The 17,547-nt window shown below is 35.8% G+C and carries 13 protein-coding genes, 3 tRNA genes and 1 pseudogene; 16 read left to right on the top strand and 1 reads right to left on the bottom strand.

The features are described 5' to 3' along the window. The first annotated feature begins 1 nt into the window (after window position 1). The 16 genes and pseudogenes from AC30RD_RS01590 to AC30RD_RS01515 all read left to right on the top strand — a co-directional run bounded on the left by AC30RD_RS01590 (window position 2) and on the right by AC30RD_RS01515 (window position 16,974). Window positions 2-76: transfer RNA gene (locus AC30RD_RS01590), tRNA-Thr, on the top strand. A gap of 88 nt (window positions 77-164) precedes the next feature. Next, a pseudogene (gene tuf / locus AC30RD_RS01585) lies at window positions 165-1,364 on the top strand (elongation factor Tu). A 37-nt stretch (window positions 1,365-1,401) separates the two neighbouring features. Next, on the top strand, window positions 1,402-1,554 hold the full coding sequence (gene rpmG / locus AC30RD_RS01580) for a 50S ribosomal protein L33 (RefSeq protein WP_489492401.1): 153 nt from the start codon (window positions 1,402-1,404) through the stop codon (window positions 1,552-1,554). A gap of 72 nt (window positions 1,555-1,626) precedes the next feature. Next, window positions 1,627-1,702 (top strand) — tRNA-Trp (locus tag AC30RD_RS01575). An 18-nt stretch (window positions 1,703-1,720) separates the two neighbouring features. Next, complete coding sequence (secE, locus tag AC30RD_RS01570; protein WP_489492400.1) at window positions 1,721-1,900, top strand: preprotein translocase subunit SecE; 180 nt, start codon at window positions 1,721-1,723, stop codon at window positions 1,898-1,900. A gap of 18 nt (window positions 1,901-1,918) precedes the next feature. Then, window positions 1,919-2,449 carry a transcription termination/antitermination protein NusG gene (gene nusG, locus AC30RD_RS01565; protein WP_489492399.1) on the top strand — a complete coding sequence of 177 codons (531 nt, stop codon included), beginning with the start codon at window positions 1,919-1,921 and terminating at the stop codon, window positions 2,447-2,449. Between the two features lie 20 nt (window positions 2,450-2,469). Then, window positions 2,470-2,895, top strand: a complete 426-nt coding sequence (rplK, locus tag AC30RD_RS01560; RefSeq protein ID WP_489492397.1) for a 50S ribosomal protein L11 — start codon at window positions 2,470-2,472, stop codon at window positions 2,893-2,895. Window positions 2,896-2,955: 60 nt separating this feature from the next. Beyond that, window positions 2,956-3,660, top strand: a complete 705-nt coding sequence (rplA, locus tag AC30RD_RS01555; RefSeq protein WP_489492396.1) for a 50S ribosomal protein L1 — start codon at window positions 2,956-2,958, stop codon at window positions 3,658-3,660. A 98-nt stretch (window positions 3,661-3,758) separates the two neighbouring features. After that, complete coding sequence (rplJ, locus tag AC30RD_RS01550; protein ID WP_489492394.1) at window positions 3,759-4,274, top strand: 50S ribosomal protein L10; 516 nt, start codon at window positions 3,759-3,761, stop codon at window positions 4,272-4,274. Window positions 4,275-4,300: 26 nt separating this feature from the next. Further along, window positions 4,301-4,684: a 50S ribosomal protein L7/L12 gene (gene rplL / locus AC30RD_RS01545; RefSeq protein WP_489492392.1), complete on the top strand. Its 384-nt coding sequence runs from the start codon at window positions 4,301-4,303 to the stop codon at window positions 4,682-4,684. 124 nt (window positions 4,685-4,808) lie between these two features. After that, on the top strand, window positions 4,809-8,969 hold the full coding sequence (gene rpoB / locus AC30RD_RS01540; RefSeq protein WP_489492391.1) for a DNA-directed RNA polymerase subunit beta: 4,161 nt from the start codon (window positions 4,809-4,811) through the stop codon (window positions 8,967-8,969). Continuing rightward, window positions 8,947-13,464, top strand: a complete 4,518-nt coding sequence (gene rpoC, locus AC30RD_RS01535; RefSeq protein WP_489492389.1) for a DNA-directed RNA polymerase subunit beta' — start codon at window positions 8,947-8,949, stop codon at window positions 13,462-13,464. Before rpoB ends, rpoC begins: the two co-directional genes overlap by 23 nt. 141 nt (window positions 13,465-13,605) lie before the next feature. Then, window positions 13,606-13,980 (top strand): 30S ribosomal protein S12, encoded by a 375-nt coding sequence (gene rpsL / locus AC30RD_RS01530; RefSeq protein ID WP_489492387.1) that lies wholly within the window; start codon window positions 13,606-13,608, stop codon window positions 13,978-13,980. Between the two features lie 131 nt (window positions 13,981-14,111). Beyond that, window positions 14,112-14,579 carry a 30S ribosomal protein S7 gene (rpsG, locus tag AC30RD_RS01525; protein ID WP_489492386.1) on the top strand — a complete coding sequence of 156 codons (468 nt, stop codon included), beginning with the start codon at window positions 14,112-14,114 and terminating at the stop codon, window positions 14,577-14,579. Window positions 14,580-14,686: 107 nt separating this feature from the next. After that, a complete protein-coding gene (fusA, locus tag AC30RD_RS01520) occupies window positions 14,687-16,765 on the top strand; it encodes an elongation factor G (protein WP_489492385.1) in 2,079 nt (692 codons plus the stop codon). A gap of 132 nt (window positions 16,766-16,897) precedes the next feature. After that, window positions 16,898-16,974, top strand: a tRNA-Arg gene (locus AC30RD_RS01515). Here the strand turns inward: AC30RD_RS01515 and AC30RD_RS01510 are convergent. Further along, on the bottom strand, window positions 16,975-17,472 hold the full coding sequence (locus AC30RD_RS01510) for a type II secretion system protein (RefSeq protein ID WP_489492384.1): 498 nt from the start codon (window positions 17,470-17,472) through the stop codon (window positions 16,975-16,977). It abuts the tRNA gene before it with no gap. Between the last annotated feature and the right edge of the window lie 75 nt (window positions 17,473-17,547).

Raw genomic sequence — 17,547 nt, 5'->3', positions numbered from 1 at the left:
TGCCCAGATAGCTCAGTGGCAGAGCACTTCCTTGGTAAGGAAGAGGTCGGCGGTTCAATCCCGCTTCTGGGCTCCATTCATTTTAAATAAAAACTTAAGAAAAAATTTGGGTAAATTTAGATAATATTAGCCCGAATTTTAATCTAAATCAAACGGAGGAAAAGATGGCTAAAGAAAAATTTGTCAAAACCAAGCCACATGTTAACATTGGAACAATTGGTCACGTTGACCATGGTAAAACTACTTTGACAGCAGCTATAACTGCGGTTTTAGCAGAAAAAGGTTATGCGGAAAAAAGAGATTATGATCAAATAGACAACGCACCAGAAGAGAGAGAAAGAGGTATTACTATCGCTACTTCTCATGTTGAGTATGAAACTGAAAAAAGACACTATGCTCACGTTGACTGTCCAGGACACGCAGACTACGTTAAAAACATGATTACTGGTGCGGCTCAAATGGATGGAGCCATTTTAGTTGTTTCTGCTGCTGACGGTCCTATGCCACAAACAAGATAGCATATTCTTCTAGCTAGACAGGTTGGTGTTCCATATATCGTAGTTTTTCTAAACAAAGAAGATATGGTTGACGATCCTGAACTACTTGAACTTGTTGAAATGGAAGTTAGAGAGCTTTTAAATGAGTATGATTTCCCAGGTGATGATGTTCCAGTTATCGCAGGATCTGCTCTAAAAGCTTTAGAAGAAGCAAAAGAAGGAAAAATTGGACCTTGGTCTGAGAAAATTTTAAAACTTATGGAAGCGGTAGATGAGTATATCCCAACTCCTGAAAGAGATATAGATAAGCCATTCTTGATGCCAATCGAAGACGTTTTTTCAATCTCTGGAAGGGGAACAGTTGTTACAGGAAGAATTGAAAGAGGTATCGTAAAAGTTGGTGACGAAGTTGAGATAGTAGGTATTAGACCAACTCAAAAAACAACTGTTACCGGTGTTGAAATGTTTAGAAAAGAGCTTGACCAAGGTGAAGCTGGAGACAATGTTGGTGTTCTTCTAAGAGGTACTAAAAAAGAGGATGTTGAAAGAGGTATGGTTCTTTGTCAACCAGGATCAATCACTCCACACACAAAATTTGAAGCTGAAGTTTACGTATTGACAAAAGAAGAGGGTGGAAGACATACTCCATTTTTTAGCGGATATAGACCGCAATTTTATGTTAGAACAACTGACGTTACAGGAAGCGTTATCCTTCCAGAGGGAACTGAGATGGTTATGCCTGGAGATAACGTAAAAATTACTGCTGAACTAATCGCACCAATCGCTCTTGAAGAGGGAACAAGATTTGCTATCAGAGAAGGTGGTAGAACTGTTGGTGCAGGTGTTGTAACTAAAATAATCGAATAATTTTTCGGGGCTTTTGCCCCTTTAAAAAGGCAAAAAAATGAGAGAAATTATCCATTTAGCTTGTGAAAAGTGTGGAAGAAGAAATTATCATACAACGAAAAACAAAAAGACTCATCCAGAAAAGTTTCAAATTAGAAAATATTGTAAATTTTGTAGAGAACATACTATTCATAAAGAGGCAAAACTTTAAGAAGGTTGAAGGCTGAAGGTAGAAGGTTAAAGTAATTGTCTTTATCTTTCCTTCAACCTTCAATTTAAAAATAGGGCAGTAGCTCCAATGGTAGAGCGGCGGTCTCCAAAACCGCGTGTTGGGGGTTCGAGTCCCTCCTGCCCTGCCACTATAAGGATTATTGATAATGGAAAAATTTATAAAATATTTTGAAGAGGCAAAAATAGAGTTACAAAAAGTTATTTTCCCTACGAAAGATCAAGTTAAAAATGCCTATATAGCAGTATTTGTAGTGGTTTTGATAGTGTCACTATTTTTGGCTTTGATAGATATAACTATGTCTTTTTCACTTTCAAGTATTATGTAATATTAAGGAAACAGATTTATGGCACATAAATGGTATGCAATTCAGGTTTATGCCGGTAGCGAACAGGCAGTTAAAAAAGCCATTGAAACATTGGCAAAAGAGCAGCATTTAGAAGACAAAATAAAAGAGGTAATAGTCCCTACCGAAGATGTTATCGAAGTAAAAAAAGGTAAAAAAAAGATAACTCAAAGAGCTTTATATCCAGGCTATGTTTTTGCTTTGATCGATTTGGATTTGGATCTTTGGCATAAAATCCAATCAATGCCAAAAGTTGGAAGATTTATTGGTGAGTCAAAAAAACCTACCCCTTTAAGTGAAGAGGATGTTAAAGTTATTTTAGAAAAAGCTAAACAAAAAGGTGCTCCAAAACCAAAAATCTCTTTTGAACCTGGTGAAGTAGTAAGGATTATCGAAGGACCTTTTGCAAACTTTACCGGTGTTGTTGAAGAGTATGATATGGAGCATGGAAAATTAAAATTGAATGTTTCAATTTTTGGTAGAAGTACTCCGGTTGAGATTTTATATTCTCAAGTGGAAAAAATAATTTAATTAAACTGAAAGGAAAATAGATGGCTAAAAAAGTTGTTGGTGAAATAAAACTCCAAATTCCGGCCGGAAAGGCAAATCCATCGCCTCCAGTTGGACCAGCTCTTGGTCAAAGAGGCGTTAATATAATGGAATTTTGTAAAGCTTTTAACGAAAAAACTAAAGATATGATGGGCTTTACAATTCCCGTAATTATCACCGTATATGCCGATAGAAGTTTTACTTTTATAACAAAACAGCCTCCTGCAACAGATCTAATAAAAAAAGCAGCAGGTATTCAAAAAGGTAGTGATAATCCATTAAAAAATAAAGTTGGAAAAATAACTAAAGCTCAGCTTGAAGAGATTGCAAAAACTAAAATGCCTGATTTAAACACAGATGATTTGGAAGCTGCAATGAAAACAATTGCAGGTTCTTGCAGAAGTATGGGTGTTGAAATAGTAGATTAATCGATCTTAACCGCAAAGATCTAAAACAGTTGCGGTAGCAAATTTAATGCGGAGAGTAATATGGGAAAAAAACATTCAAAAAGATATCAACAGTTATTAGAAAAAATTGAAAAAGGCAAAATTTATTCTGTAGATGAAGCTTCTAGCAAGATTAAAGAATTAAAATCTGCAAAATTTGATGAAACTGTAGAACTTGCGCTTAGACTTGGAGTTGATCCAAGACACGCTGATCAGATGGTAAGAGGATCTGTAGTTCTTCCTCACGGGACAGGAAAAAAAGTAAAAGTTGCTGTATTTGCCAAAGGCATTAAAGCTGATGAAGCAAAAGAGTGCGGGGCAGATATAGTCGGAGCAGAGGATTTGGTTGAAGAGATACAAAATGGAAAAATAGATTTTGATATTGCTATTGCTACTCCTGATATGATGGGTCTTGTGGGTAAAATCGGTAGAATACTTGGCCCAAAAGGTCTCATGCCAAACCCAAAAACCGGCACGGTTACTATGGATGTATGTAAAGCAGTTAAAAACGCAAAAAGTGGACAGGTAAATTTTAGAGTCGATAAAAAAGGTAATATCCACGCGGGAATAGGAAAAGTTAGCTTTTCAAAAGAGGCTATCGAAGAGAATCTAAAAGAGTTTGTAAGAGCAATTAACAAACTAAAGCCAGCGGCCGCTAAAGGTAAATATATAAGACACGCCGCCCTTTCATTGACTATGAGTCCAGCAATCGAGTTAGATACTCAAGAGTTGATGGATATTAAATAAGTTTGAAGTTAGAAGCTTTGAACTTTATCTTAGACTGAAGATAGCGGGCATCAAATAAGACCTGCTTGAAGTCTTCTGTCGGAAAGGAGGTTAATAAATTGACTAGAGCCCAAAAAGAAGAAGTTGTTGCTAAACTCACTGAAGAGTTTAAAAATGCAGCAGCGATAATAGACTGTGATTATAAAGGGATGAGTGTATCACAGTTGGAGTCTTTTAGAAAGCTTGTGAAAGAAAAAGGGCTAAAAGTTCAAGTAGTTAAAAACACACTTGCGATGATAGCTCTTAAAAATAACGGCATAGAAGATTTCCAACTAAAAGATACAAATGTTCTTGTTTGGGGCGATGACCTTGTAGCTTTGGCAAAAACTGTTACCCAATTTGCTAAAGAGGCTCCTGAGGGATTTAAGATCAAACAAGGATTGTTTGAGGGTGAAGTTGCAGATGTAGCTAAAATCGAAGCTTATTCTAAGCTTCCAAGCAAAGAAGAGCTTCTTGGTATGCTTTTATCTGTTTGGACTGCGCCTATACGCAACCTACTTTATGTATGGAATGCGCCAAAACAAAATTTTGTTACTGTGCTTGAAAATATAAGACAACAAAAAGAAAATAGCTAAAAATAAAAATTAAGAAGGAGAGAAAAATGGCAATTACTAAAGAAGATGTAATTGAGTATATATCAAATCTATCTGTTTTAGAGTTAAGTGAACTTGTAAAAGAGTTCGAAGAGAAATTTGGAGTTAGCGCTCAACCAACTGTAGTAGCTGGTGCAGTTGCTGGTGGTGGTGAAGCAGGCGGTGCTGCAGCTGAAGAAAAAACTGAATTTGACGTAGTTTTAACAGATGCTGGTCCTAAAAAAATAAATACTATTAAAGTTGTAAGAGCTGTAACTGGTCTTGGATTGAAAGAGGCAAAAGAAGCTGCTGAAAATACTCCAACAGTTATTAAAGAGGGTGTTAGCAAAGAAGAAGCTGAAGAGATTAAAAAGCAGTTTGAAGAAGCTGGTGCAAAAGTAGAAATTAAATAATTTGCTTTTAAATAAAATTAAAAGAGAGGTTTATCCTCTCTTTAATGTTAAGTTTGATAATATATTATCTTGCTCCCTACAAAAGCCACAACGGCTAAAACTACTTTGACAGAGGTTAGTGCCTATGCTAAACAGTATTAAATCCGGAAACAGACTAAGAGTAGATTTCTCAAAAATCCCATTGGAAATCGATATTCCTCATTTGCTTCAACTTCAACAAAATAGTTACGAAAACTTTTTGATGATTGACAAAGAGGATAGAAGTGGTAGCGGTATAGAAAAAGTTTTTAGATCAATTTTCCCTATTCATGATGCTCAAAACAGACTCACTTTAGAGTATGTTGGAAGCGAAATCACTAAACCCAAATATACAATTAGAGAGTGTATGGAAAGAGGACTAACGTATAGTGTTTCATTAAAGATGAAAATACGTTTAGTTCTTTGGGAAAGGGATGAAAAAACTGGAGAGAAAATTGGTGTAAAAGATATAAAAGAGCAGTCTATTTTTGTTAGAGACATACCTTTAATGACAGATAGGACATCTTTTATAATAAACGGTGTTGAAAGAATCGTTGTAAATCAGCTTCATAGAAGTCCTGGTGTCATTTTTAAAGAGGAGGAGTCTGCAACTGCTAGCGGTAAACTTGTATATACCGCTCAAATTATACCAGATCGCGGTGCATGGCTATATTTTGAGTATGATCCAAAAGATATACTTTATGTTAGAATAAATAAAAGAAGAAAAATCCCTGCAACTATACTTTTTAGAGCGTTAGGATATAGCAAACAAGATATTTTAAAACTGTTTTATCCTATAACAAAAATTATCATAAAAGATAATAAGTTTTTTACAGAATTTAATCCTGAAGATTTTGTTGGAAGAGTATCTTACGATGTTAGAGACGAAGATGGCAATTTAATAATAGCTGCTGGTAAAAGACTCACTTCAAAAAAAGCTAAAAAACTTCTAGAAGAGGGTTTGAGATTTGTTGAATATCCTTTGGATATATTAATAGATAGATTTTTAGCTTCTCCTATAATAGATCAAAATAGCGGTGAAGTTTTATTTGATACGTTAACTCATCTTGATGAGAATAAACTTAAAAAATTGATAGATTTAAAAATTGAAGAGTTTTATATAGCAAACGATTTGGCAAGCGGCAAAGATAGATCAATAATTAACTCTTTTATTGCAGATCAAGAGAGTTTAAAACTATTAAAACAAACCGAAGGAATAGAAGACGAAAACGATTTGGCAGCAATTAGGATATACAAAGTTATGAGGCCTGGAGAGCCTGTTACAAAAGATGCCGCAAAAGCCTTTGTTCAGCAGCTGTTTTTCGATCCTGAAAGATATGATATAACCCGTGTGGGTAGAATGAAAATGAATCATAAATTAGGCATTAAAGTTCCAGAATATGTAACCGTTTTGACAAGCGAAGATATTATAAAATCGGTTCAATATCTAATAAAAGTAAAAAATGGTCAAGGGCATATTGACGATAGAGACCATTTAGGCAATAGAAGAATTAGAGCTATTGGAGAGCTTTTAGCTAACGAGCTTCATTCTGGTCTTGTAAAAATGCAAAAGGCCATAAGAGATAAAATGACAACAATTAGTGGAAACCTTGATGAACTAATGCCCCATGATCTAATAAATTCTAAAATGATTACAAATACCATTTTAGAATTTTTTGCAAGCGGTCAACTTTCACAATTTATGGACCAAACTAACCCATTAAGCGAAATAACTCATAAAAGAAGATTATCTGCTTTAGGTGAGGGAGGCTTAGTTAAAGAAAGAGCCGGATTCGAGGTAAGGGATGTTCACCCAACACATTATGGTAGAATCTGTCCAGTTGAGACGCCAGAGGGACAAAACATCGGTCTTATCAATACCCTCTCAACATACGCCAAAGTTAATGAGTTAGGATTTATTGAAGCAGCATATAAAAAGGTTGTAGATGGAAAGATAACAGATGAGATTGTTTATTTAACTGCCGCTCAAGAAGAGGGTTTGGTGATTGCCCCCGCAAACACAGAAATTATAGATGGTAACGAGATAAAATCAGACTATGTAGAAGCAAGAAAAGATGGGGAAATTATATTAGTTGAAAAAAATAGAGTAGATTTAATAGATTTAACTCCAAGAATGGTTGTGGGCGTAGCGGCCAGTCTTATTCCTTTCTTAGAGCACGATGATGCAAACAGGGCTCTAATGGGATCAAATATGCAGCGCCAAGCCGTTCCTTTGCTTAAAACAGAGGCTCCTATGGTAGGAACCGGTATGGAAAAAGTAGTTGCAAGGGATGCTTGGGAGTCTGTAAAGGCAAAAAGAAGCGGAGTAGTGGAAAAAATAGATGCAAATAGTATCTATATTTTAGGAGAAGATGAAAAAGGAGCCTATATTGATCACTACTCTTTACAAAAAAATTTAAGAACAAATCAAAACACATGTTTTAATCAAACTCCAATTGTAAAAAAAGGAGATTATGTAGAAGCTGGTCAAATTATCGCCGATGGTCCAAATATGGATAATGGCGAACTAGCTCTTGGAAAAAATATGCTTGTTGCTTTTATGCCATGGAACGGATATAACTTCGAGGACGCTATAGTTGTAAGCGAGAGAATTTTAAGAGATGATGAGTTTACTTCCGTTCATATTTACGAAAAAGAGGCAGAAGCAAGAGAATTAAAGCATGGCGTTGAAGAGATAACAAGGGATATTCCAAACGTTAAAGAGGAAGAGATAGCTCATTTGGATGAGAGCGGTATCGTAAAAATTGGAACATATGTAAAACCGGGAATGATACTGGTTGGAAAAGTTTCTCCAAAAGGGGAAGTTAAGCCGACTCCCGAAGAGAGGCTTTTAAGAGCTATTTTTGGCGAAAAAGCGGGACATGTTGTAAATAACTCTTTATATTGTCCTCCTTCTATGGAAGGGGTTGTAGTTGATGTAAAAGTTTTTACGAAAAAAGGGTATGAAAAGGATCCAAGAGCCATAAAAGCTTATGAAGAGGAAAAAGAAAAACTTGATAGAGAGCATCATGACAAGCTTTTAATGGTAGATAGAGAAGAGATGCTAAGAATCGTCTCTTTATTATCTAAAGCAAAACTTGAAAAAGATGCAAAAGTAAAGGATAAAGAGTTTAAAGCCGGTGAAATAATCCCAAAAGATGAACTTAGCTCAATAAATAGATTTGCGCTAAACTTTTTGGTCAAATCATATCCTCAAGAGATACAAGAAGAGTATAAAAGATTAAAAACATATTTCCAAAACGAAAAAAGAAAGCTAACTCAAGAGCATGAAGAAAAACTTGCCATTTTGGAAAAAGAAGATATCCTTCCAAGTGGCGTCGTAAAACTTGTAAAAGTATTCATTGCAACTAAAAGAAAATTAAAAGTTGGTGATAAAATGGCGGGGCGCCACGGAAATAAAGGTATAGTTTCTGTTATCGTTCCAGAAATTGATATGCCATATACCAAAGATGGAAAAGTCGTAGATATTGTTCTAAATCCTCTTGGGGTTCCCTCACGTATGAATATTGGACAGATTTTAGAGGTTCATTTGGGACTTATCGGTAAAAAACTTGGAGAACAGATACAAGAGATTTTTGAATCAAAAAGAGAAGATTTTATAAAAGAGCTTAGAGAAAAAATGATACAGATCGCAGATGTGGCAAAACTTATGAACGCAAAAGAGGCGATCTCTAAAATGAGCGATGAAGAGCTTATAAAATACGCAAGAGATTGGAGTAAGGGTGTTAAATTTGCCACTCCGGTATTTGAGGGTGTGACTGCTGAGGAGTTTAAAAAGCTTTATGAATTGGCCAAAATGGATATGGATGGCAAAATGGAACTTTATGATGGAAGAACGGGTGAGAAGTTTAAAGAGAGAGTAAATGTTGGATATATGTATATGTTAAAGCTACATCACCTTGTTGATGAAAAAGTTCACGCTAGAAGTACCGGACCATACTCTCTTGTTACTCAACAACCAGTAGGCGGTAAAGCCCTATTTGGAGGTCAGAGATTTGGTGAGATGGAAGTTTGGGCTCTTGAGGCTCATGGTGCCGCACATACGCTAAAAGAGATGTTAACTATCAAATCTGATGATGTTGAGGGAAGAGTAAAAGCCTATAAAGCTATTACAAAGGGCGAACCTATTCCAGAACCTGGTATTCCTGAGACTCTTTTTGTATTAACAAAAGAGTTGCAATCACTTGGAATTGATGTAGAAATTTTAGATGAGGAAAAAGAAGATGAAGAGACTGGTACCAATTGAAATAGGCGAAGAGCAAAGACCAAAGGATATTAAGGCGCTTCAGTTTAGGCTTGCGAGTCCCGAGAAAATTCTTTCTTGGTCTCATGGTGAGGTTAAAAAACCAGAAACTATAAATTATAGGACTCTAAAGCCAGAGCGCGATGGGCTTTTTTGTGCAAAAATTTTTGGTCCTATAAAAGATTATGAGTGTCTTTGTGGAAAATATAAAAAGATGCGCTATAAAGGCGTTGTATGTGAAAAATGCGGTGTTGAAGTTACATCAAGCAAAGTAAGACGCGTTAGAATGGGCCATATAGAGCTTGTTACGCCTGTCGCTCATATTTGGTATGTTAATTCTTTACCTAGTAGAATAGGAACGCTCCTTGGCGTAAAAATGAAAGATCTTGAGAGAGTTTTATATTATGAAGCATATATCGTAAAAGAGCCCGGTGAAGCCTATTATGATTTTGAAAAGAAAAATCCAGTTAAAAAATATGATGTATTAAATGAAGAGCAGTATCAGCAGTTAAAACAGCATTTTGGCGACACAGGATTTGTAGCCCAAATGGGTGGTCAGGTAATAAAAGAGCTACTTGAAGAGTTTGATTTAATCGAAGTTTTCAATCAATTAAAGCAGCAGATGAAAGAGACCACATCAGAAGCTAAAAGAAAAACGATAGTAAAAAGATTAAAAGTAATTGAGAGCTTTTTAAATAGCGGTAACAAGCCAGAATGGATGATGTTGACTGTGGTTCCGGTTTTACCTCCCGATCTTAGACCTCTAGTTGCCCTTGATGGAGGAAAATTTGCCGTTAGTGATGTAAATGATCTATATAGAAGGGTTATAAATAGAAATCAAAGATTAAAAAGGCTTATGGAGCTTGACGCGCCCGAGATTATTGTTAGAAACGAAAAAAGAATGCTTCAAGAAGCGGTTGACGCTCTCATAGATAACGGAAGAAGAGGAAACGCCGTAAAGGGTGCCAATAAAAGACCTCTAAAGAGTTTAAGCGAAATTATTAAAGGTAAGCAAGGGCGCTTTAGACAAAATCTTCTTGGAAAAAGGGTGGACTTTTCTGGACGTTCTGTTATTGTTGTGGGACCAAATCTAAGAATGGATCAGTGCGGACTACCAAAACTTATGGCATTAGAGTTATTTAAGCCGCACCTTTTAGCAAAATTGGAAGAGAAAGGTTACGCAACTACGTTAAAACAAGCGAAAAAAATGATCGATGAAAGGGCAAACGAAGTTTGGGAGTGCCTTCAAGAGATAGTTGAAGAGTATCCAGTGTTATTAAACAGGGCACCAACGCTACATAAATTATCAATCCAAGCGTTTCACCCGGTTCTAATCGATGGAAAAGCTATTCAGCTTCATCCTCTTGTGTGTGCCGCTTTTAACGCGGATTTTGACGGAGACCAGATGGCGGTTCATGTGCCTTTAAGTGAAGAGGCGATTGCCGAGTGTAAAATTTTGATGCTTAGTTCTTTAAATATTTTATTACCAGCATCTGGTAGAGCGATAGCTGTTCCGTCTCAAGATATGGTTTTAGGGCTTTATTATTTAAGCAAAGAAAGAGATGACGTAAAAGGCGCAAACAAACTTTTTGCCGATGTTAATGAGATAATGACAGCTCTTGAGAGCGGACATTTGCATATAAACGCAAAAATTAGAACAAGAGTAGACAATAGGATAATAACAACAACTGCAGGTAGAATAATAATAAAAAATATCCTGCCAGATTTTGTTCCTGTTAATTTGTGGAACAAAATCATGAAAAAAAGAAATATCGCCGATCTTGTTGATTATGTTTATAAACATGGGGGTCCTGAAATAACGGCTGAATTTTTGGATAATTTAAAAAATTTAGGTTTTAAATACGCAACATATGCAGGAATATCCATAAGTGAATATGATATAAAAGTTCCTGAGGAGAAAAAACAGCTTATTGAAGATGCAAAAAGAAAAGTTAGGGAAATCCAGCAGCAGTATCAAGCCGGTCTTTTAACAGAACAAGAAAGATACAATAAAATCATCGATATATGGACAGATACCTCAAATGCCGTTGCTGAAGCTATGATGAAACTTATTAAAAATGATAAAGATGGATTTAACTCAATCTATATGATGGCAGATTCAGGAGCTAGGGGAAGTTCTGCACAGATCCGCCAGCTTGCGGGTATGAGGGGTCTTATGGCAAAACCTGACGGCACTATTATAGAGACTCCTATTATTTCTAACTTTAAAGAGGGGTTAAACGTTTTAGAATATTTTATTTCAACCCACGGTGCAAGAAAAGGGTTGGCAGATACAGCACTTAAAACGGCAAACGCAGGATACTTGACAAGAAAACTTGTAGATGTTGCTCAAAACGTAAAAGTTACTATGGAAGATTGTGGAACACATGAGGGGATTGAAGTTACCGACATTTCAATCGGTAATGAGATGATAGAACCTCTTGAAGATAGAATTCACGGCAGAGTTTTAGCAGAAGATGTTATAGATCCTATAACTAACGAAATACTTTTTAGTGAAGGGACTTTGATCGATGAAGAGAAAGCCAGAGCTATAAAAGAGGCTGGAATAAAATCTGTAGTTATAAGAACTCCTATCACTTGTAAGGCTCCTAAAGGAGTGTGTGCAAAATGTTACGGTCTTAATATGGCCGAAGGTAAACTTGTAAAACCGGGGGAAGCTGTTGGTATAATCGCGGCTCAATCAATCGGTGAGCCTGGAACCCAGCTAACACTTAGAACTTTCCATATTGGTGGAACCGCAAGTAGAACCGCCGAAGAGAGACAAGTAGTCGCTGGTAAAGAGGGATTTATAAGATATTATAATTTAAAAACCTATAAAAATAGAGATGGAAAACTTATTGTAGCAAACAGAAGAAACGCCGCAGTTTTATTGGTTGAGCCAAAAATAAAAGCTTTGCATGACGGAGAACTTGAGATAAAAACGGTTCATGATGAGATAATAATCACTCTATCAAATAAAAAAGAAAAAATCAGATACGCCCTAAGAAAATCTGATGTGGCAAAACCAAATGAGTTAGCTGGCGTTAGCGGTAAAATAGAAGGAAAACTATATATTCCGTTTAAAGATAAAGATAGCGTTAAAGAGGGTGATTCAATCGTTGAAATTATAAAAGAGGGTTGGAATATTCCAAACAGAATCCCATATGCTGCGGAACTTAAAGTTGAAGACGGAGCACCGGTTACTCAAAAAATCGTCGCACGCGCAAAGGGAGCTGTAAAATATTTCTTGTTAAAAGGCGACTATTTAGAGAGATATGAAAATGTTAAAAAAGGCCAAAAAGTTGATGAAAAAGGACTTTTTGCCGTAATTGCCGATGATGAGGGAAGAGAAGCCATAAGGCACTATATAGCAAGGGGATCGATTATAGAAGTGGGAGATAATGAAAGTGTAGATAAAGATACGTTACTTGCCGTGCCGGCAAAAAGCGATAAAACTATTATTGCCGAATGGGATCCATACTCAATTCCAACTATCGCAGAAGCCAGAGGTGTAGTTACTTTAGAAGATGTAATACCTGGCGTAACCGCGGTTGAGATGGTGGATGAGATAACAGGCGAGAGTAGAATGACGATAAATGAGTATATTCCGCCTGAATATAAACCAAAAATTATACTTGCTGCAAAAGATAGCGATGAGATATATACATATCCGTTAGATCCAAAAACGGCAATATATGTTCAAAATGGACAAGAGGTAGAACTTGCGGATATTTTAGCCAAAACTCCAAAAGCGGTTGCAAAATCAAGAGACATTACGGGAGGTCTTCCTAGAGTTAGCGAACTTTTTGAGGCAAGACGTCCAAAAGATCCAGCCGTAGTAGCGGAGATTGATGGGTTTGTGAGTTTTGGAAAGCCTGTTAGAGGAAAACAAAGAATAATCATTTCATCTGAAACCGGTCAAAAAGCAGAATATTTAATAGACAAAAATAGGCAGATCCTTGTTCATGACGGTGAGTATGTTCATGCTGGAGAGGTATTGACTGATGGAACTGTATCAAGTCACGATATATTGAGGATTCTTGGGGAAAAAGCGCTTCAATATTATATGGTTAGCGAAATACAGCAAGTATATAGAAGACAGGGAGTTAATATTAGCGATAAACATATTGAGATCATAATATCTCAAATGCTAAGACAGGTAAAAATTGTAGAGAGCGGAGATACAAAATTTATCGCTGGTGATTTGGTAAGTAAAAGACAGTTTATGGAAGAGAACGAAAAGATTTTAAGGCTAGGAGGAGAGCCGGCGATCGCAGAGCCAGTGCTTGTTGGTATAACAAGAGCCGCGGTTAGCTCAGATTCGGTAATTAGTGCTGCATCTTTCCAAGATACTACAAAAGTATTAACCGAAGCTAGCATTTCAGCAAAAATAGATAAGCTTGAAGATTTAAAAGAAAATGTAATTATCGGTAGATTAATACCTGTTGGCACCGGTATGTATAGAGAGAAAAAAATAGACCTAATAAAAGAGGATTAAATATTTGAAGCCGGGCTTTTTAGACCCGGCAAAAATTAAACAAAATTTAAATTAAGTTAAATTTCAGTTTTATTTTAGTATTATTAGCCACTAAAAAATGCCATTGCATTAAGATTTTAAGAATCAAAGAAAGGAAAGAAAGTGCCTACAATCAATCAGTTGGTAAGAAAAGAGAGAAAAAAGGTTATCAAAAAATCTAAATCTCCGGCGTTGGTTAAATGTCCGCAAAGAAGGGGAGTTTGCACAAGAGTTTATACTACTACGCCTAAAAAGCCAAACTCTGCATTAAGAAAAGTTGCAAAAGTAAGACTAACTTCTGGATATGAGGTTATTAGTTATATTCCAGGCGAAGGTCACAACCTTCAAGAGCACTCTATTGTTCTTGTAAGAGGCGGTAGGGTAAAAGACTTACCGGGTGTTAAGTATCATATAGTTAGGGGTGCATTGGATACAGCCGGTGTTGCAAACAGAAAGAAATCAAGATCTAAATACGGAACTAAAAAGCCAAAATCTTAATATTAATTTAGTCATTGGTCCTTAGTCGTTAGTAATACTAAAGATTAAAGACTCACTGACTAGCCACAAGCAAGTTTTGCTTGAGTAAATTGATGCTTATGCATCTAAAAAAAAATTGAAGGGAGCTAAAAGTGAGAAGAAGAAGAGCGCCGATCAGAGAGGTATTACCTGATCCAATATATAATAGTAAAGTTGTTACAAAATTTATCAACAAATTGATGTGGGACGGAAAAAAGAGTGTTGCCGAAAAGATTTTTTACAACGCTTTAAAAATTATTGATGAAAAAGGCGAAAAAAAAGGAATAGAAGTTTTTAACGAGGCAATAGAAAATGTTAAGCCATTGCTTGAAGTAAAAAGTAGACGTGTTGGTGGTGCAACATACCAGGTTCCTGTTGAGGTTAGACCTGTAAGGCAGCAATCTTTGGCTATTAGATGGCTTGTAGATGCAGCTAGAAATAGAAACGAAAGAACTATGGCCCAAAGATTGGCAAACGAGTTAATGGATGCCGCAAACAAAAGAGGAGCGGCCTTTAAGAAGAAAGAAGATACTTATAAAATGGCTGAAGCTAACAAAGCGTTTGCACACTACAGATGGTAAAATCAAAAAAATTTTTGAATTTAGGAAAAAAATTTTTAAACTTCAAGAAAGCAGGGTTTTTCCTGCCTTCTAAAACCTTCCAAAACTTAAAATTCAAAGGATAAAAAATGGCAAAAAGAACTCCAATAGAAAAAATTAGAAATATTGGAATTGCAGCACATATTGATGCTGGAAAAACTACAACTACAGAGAGAATTCTTTTTTATACAGGAATTTCTCACAAAATTGGTGAAGTGCACGAGGGTGCAGCAACGATGGACTGGATGGAACAGGAAAAAGAAAGAGGTATTACTATTACTTCTGCTGCAACGACTTGCTTTTGGAAAGATCATCAAATAAATATTATCGATACTCCAGGACACGTTGATTTTACTATCGAAGTTGAAAGATCTATGAGGGTACTTGATGGTGCAGTTGCCGTTTTTTGTGCCGTTGGCGGTGTTCAGCCTCAATCAGAGACTGTTTGGAGACAGGCAAATAAATATCATGTTCCAAGAATAGTCTTTGTTAATAAAATGGATAGAATCGGAGCGGACTTTTTTAATGTTGAAAATCAAATTAGAGATAGATTAAAAGCAAATCCGGTGCCAATTCAGATTCCAATTGGCTCAGAAGATAATTTTAGAGGCGTTGTTGATCTTGTTGAGATGAGAGGAATCGTTTGGGACGATGAAACGATGGGGGCAAAATATGAGGTGATTGATATTCCGCAAGAACTTATGGATCAGGCTCAAGAATATAGAGAAAAACTGATTGAAGCGGTTGCTGAGACCGATGATGAATTGATGGAAAAATATTTAAGCGGAGAGGAGTTAAGCGTTGAGGAGATTAAAAAAGGTATAAAAACGGGAACGCTTGATATGAGTATAACTCCAATGCTTTGTGGAAGTGCTTTTAAAAATAAAGGGGTTCAAACACTGCTTGATGCGGTTGTTGACTTTTTACCTGCCCCTACAGAAGTTGACTGGATAAAAGGCATTGATCCAAAAACTGGAGAAGAGATTGCCGTTGAATCTACAGTTGATGGACCTTTTGCAGCGCTTGCTTTTAAAATCATGACCGATCCTTTTGTTGGCCAGCTCTCATTTATTAGAGTTTATAGAGGAAAAATAGATAGCGGAAGTTATGTGTTAAACTCTACAAAAGAGAAAAAAGAGAGAGTTGGAAGACTTTTAAAAATGCACGCTAATAAAAGAGAGGAAGTTAAAGAGCTTCCAGCTGGCGAAATTGGTGCAGTTGTTGGATTGAAATATACGCTAACAGGTGATACTTTATGTGATGAAAAATCACCTATAATACTTGAAAAAATGGAATTTCCTGAGCCTGTTATAAGTGTTGCTGTTGAGCCAAAAACAAAAGCGGACCAAGAAAAAATGAGTGTCGCTTTATCTAAACTTGCTGAAGAGGATCCAAGCTTTAGAGTCCACACAGACGAGGAGACTGGACAGACGATAATTTCTGGGATGGGAGAGCTGCATCTTGAAATAATTGTTGATAGAATGAAAAGAGAGTTTAAAGTTGAAGCTGAAGTTGGTGCGCCTCAAGTTGCATATAGAGAGACCATAAGAAGTGCAGTTGATCAAGAGTATAAATATGCAAAACAGTCTGGTGGACGTGGTCAGTATGGTCATGTATTTATAAAACTCGAACCTCAAGAGCCAGGAAAAGGTTATGAGTTTGTTAACCAAATCACGGGGGGAGTTATTCCAAAAGAGTATATTCCAGCAGTTGATAAAGGTATACAAGAAGCTATGCAAAACGGTGTAGTGGCCGGATATCCTGTAGTTGATGTTAAAGCTACCCTTTATGATGGAAGCTATCATGAGGTTGACTCAAGTGAAATGGCTTTTAAAATAGCGGGATCTATGGCTTTTAAAGAGGCGGCTAAAAAAGCAAATCCTGTTTTATTAGAGCCTATTATGAAAGTTGAGATCGAAGTTCCTGAAGAGTATATGGGGGATGTTATAGGTGATATTAACAGAAGAAGAGGACAAGTATCTTCTATGGAAGATAGAGCAGGAAACAAAATAGTTACCGCAATGGTTCCTCTTGCTGAAATGTTTGGATACTCAACTGATCTTAGATCTTTTACTCAAGGTAGAGGAACATATTCTATGGAATTTGATCATTATGAAGAGGTTCCAAGAAACGTCGCAGAAGAGATTATCAAAAAAAGACACGGTTAATTTAGTTTATAATTGATGGTGGATGGTTGATGGGTTATTCCTATCAACCACCCAACCATTTTGCAATCTTAAATAATGATTCTTCTAAAAACTTCCAACTAAAAAATTTTAATTTCAAACTTCAAAAAAAACGTCCCGGTAGCTCAGCAGGATAGAGCATCGGATTCCTAATCCGAAGGCCGGAGGTTCGAATCCTCTCCGGGACACCATTATGGTTTATATATAGAAAAATAGATTGGATTGTTTTTAAATTTTAAAAATACTAGATACTTTTTCTTATCATATGAATTTGATATATGAAAATATGAACAGTTTTGATTTAGTGATAATAGATTAATTTTATAAATATCTTCATAATTAATTGGTAATTTCATATTTATAGACGACTCAATTCTGCATAAAGTGTTATTTTTTTTTGATACGAACCATATAACATACGGATAATCAATATTATAAATTGTATTTTGTGTATTTAGATATAAAATCGCGAAATCTTTGCTATTTTTTATATCGATCTTTTTTGAAAGCAATATATCATAATATAACAAGTTAACAATTTTATTTTCTTTATATAAATAATTTTCATTTTTTATAAAAATATTTTTATTAATATTTAGATTTGATAAAGATTGAGATATAAACAAAATAGCCAATGAGAGTAAAAAAATCGAAATTATCAATTCAATTAATGTAAAAGCTTTTTTCATCGCGTCGTAATTAAATAAAAATTTTCATTAGAGCTTTTAGATTTTATTGAAATTTCTGAAATTAAAAAATTTATA

It is taken from the genome of Nitrosophilus sp. (genome assembly GCF_982775275.1).
The sequence above is the reverse complement of the archived record's forward strand: the minus strand, read 5'-3'. Positions and strand labels throughout refer to the sequence as shown.

Bases quoted from the DNA above. Each gene is read 5' to 3' on its own strand.
- fusA (WP_489492385.1), top strand. From the start codon at position 14,687: ATGGCAAAAAGAACTCCAATAGAAAAAATTAGAAATATTGGAATTGCA.
- secE (WP_489492400.1), top strand. From the start codon at position 1,721: ATGGAAAAATTTATAAAATATTTTGAAGAGGCAAAAATAGAGTTACAA.
- rpoC (WP_489492389.1), top strand. From the start codon at position 8,947: ATGAAGAGACTGGTACCAATTGAAATAGGCGAAGAGCAAAGACCAAAG.
- rplL (WP_489492392.1), top strand. From the start codon at position 4,301: ATGGCAATTACTAAAGAAGATGTAATTGAGTATATATCAAATCTATCT.
- AC30RD_RS01510 (WP_489492384.1), bottom strand. From the start codon at position 17,472: ATGAAAAAAGCTTTTACATTAATTGAATTGATAATTTCGATTTTTTTA.
- rpoB (WP_489492391.1), top strand. From the start codon at position 4,809: ATGCTAAACAGTATTAAATCCGGAAACAGACTAAGAGTAGATTTCTCA.
- rpmG (WP_489492401.1), top strand. From the start codon at position 1,402: ATGAGAGAAATTATCCATTTAGCTTGTGAAAAGTGTGGAAGAAGAAAT.
- nusG (WP_489492399.1), top strand. From the start codon at position 1,919: ATGGCACATAAATGGTATGCAATTCAGGTTTATGCCGGTAGCGAACAG.
- rplK (WP_489492397.1), top strand. From the start codon at position 2,470: ATGGCTAAAAAAGTTGTTGGTGAAATAAAACTCCAAATTCCGGCCGGA.
- rplA (WP_489492396.1), top strand. From the start codon at position 2,956: ATGGGAAAAAAACATTCAAAAAGATATCAACAGTTATTAGAAAAAATT.